This window comes from Protofrankia sp. CiP1_Cm_nod3, from assembly GCF_982290655.1.
Window position 1 is genome coordinate 30,523 of the sequence record NZ_CEVIVD010000047.1, and the last position, 1,943, is coordinate 32,465.

Consider the following 1,943-nt stretch of genomic DNA (forward strand, 5'->3'; position numbering starts at 1 on the left):
CCGGCCGGCCGGGCGGTCCGGCCATCGACGGTGTCGCCCGTGGTGGCAATCATGGAAGTCGCAATCATGGAAGACGCGGTGGGAACGCCGGCGCGACACGGAAACCCACTGGTGGGTATGCCAGCAGGGAAGACAGTCGGTCGCGCATGGCCCCACATGACAGCCGACGATAGTCCTGCGAGGTTACACGCATGTTCACTGTCGGCGACGCGCCGGGTCCTCCTGCCCGGCCACCGGCGGGAGTCATCCGGCGAAAGCCGACAGTGCCGGATCGTGACCGCATTCATCCGCATTGAACGCGATGCGCCCGCGGCGGGAACCGTAGCCGTCCAGTACGAAGACGTCCGGTTTTCTCGGGAAAAGGGAGCGTTCTCACGACGACACCCACAGATTCCCCGAACACGGGGGTATCGCGATCACATGATTTCCGGCGCGCCGGGCCCCTGAGCCCGAAGCCACGGCCGGGGAGCCCCGGAACACGGTGACGGAACACAGTGAGATATCGATCACCATCACCTTGCGTCACACCCGGGACGCGAAACCGAAACAACGGCTCACTTCAATCAGCACATTCGAAGAACGCTTTACCACACCCGTCACCGGATCGCGGACCCGGGCCCGCCCAGGCCAGCCAGCGGCTGGCCCGCGATCCGCCCCCACGGCCGGCAGCCCCTGCCCCGGCAGCCCCTTCTCCCGGAGGTGGTCGACGTCCGCTCACGCATGACGAACACGGATCTCTCGCTGCGGCACGGCTGGCATCCGGTCGCACGGTCGTCGGACATCGGTGACGAGCCGGTATCCGTACGGCTCCTCGGCGAACCATGGGTGATCGCCCGTCTCGACAACCGGGTGATGGCCCTTGCCGACCACTGTCCGTACCTGCTGACGCCGTCGGCGGCCGGCCGTGTCGACGGCCCCCGGCGGGCCTGCGCCTACCATGGCTGGCGTTTCGTCGCGTCCGGCGCGTGCACGGCCATGCCCGGCCCGGAGCCCGCGTCCGGCCCGACGCCCGGCTCGCCCGGCCCGCCCGGCTCCCGGCCGGGACGCACCCGGGCCGCCTCGGCGTGGGGCGCCACCGAACGTCACGGACTGGTCTGGATCGCTCCCGAGGAACCGTTCGCGGACATCATCGATCTGCCCGAGGCGGACGACTCCGTCTTCGCCTCCCGCTGGCTGGATGTCAACCGGAGCAGAGCGTGCGCGGGCGTACTCGCCGATGATCTCCTCGAGGCGGCGAGCCTGCCGTTCGTCCACCCGAGCGTGGTCTGCGCCGACCCGGTCCGCGGCGGCCCGATCCGCGCGGGCGCGGGCGGCACAGGGGAACAGACAATCACCTTTCGTCGTGACATCACTACCGATGGCAATGGTTTTCGCCTGCGAATGGAGCAGACAGTCACCAGTCCAGCAAATTCGGTAACGACGGAGGGTAGTTCGCGGCCCTGGAGCGGCCGCCGGCAGCTGTCGACCTGTCTCTACCGGCCGCCGTTCCAGCTCCGCCTGGTCCTGCGCTGCCCCGACACCGGGACCACCAGCACGATCTTCTTCTGCCTCCAGCCCGAGGACGCCACGTCCACCCGTGTCTACGCCCGCCTGTTCCGCAACGACTGCGCCGGGAGCCCCGACCGGCTGGCCGAGGCCGCGCGCGTCGAACAAATGATCATTGATCTGCACCTCACCGCGCGGGAAAGGCACCCGCTGGACGGCCTGCCCCTGCCAGCTACCAGCCACGACATCACCGGAAGCACCGGAAGCACCCACACGGACGCTGACGCGCTCACGAACGGCGCACCCGGCAGCGCCCAGGCGAACGCGGACACCGTCGGGGCCGCGTTGCGACGGGCGCTGTCCGCGCTGGCCGAACAGGCCCGGGGGATACCGGCGCGCGACCGGCCCGCCGGTATCCGCTACGCCCGTCGCGTGAAGGCAGGCTCCCGCCCCTGACC

Annotated in this window: 1 protein-coding gene; it reads left to right on the plus strand. The window is 69.7% G+C overall.

The features are described 5' to 3' along the window. Positions 1–720: 720 nt before the first annotated feature. Entirely contained in the window at positions 721–1,941 is a 1,221-nt protein-coding gene (locus tag AC5LUJ_RS11530; RefSeq protein ID WP_493464920.1) for a Rieske 2Fe-2S domain-containing protein, read from the plus strand. Positions 1,942–1,943: the final 2 nt, after the last annotated feature.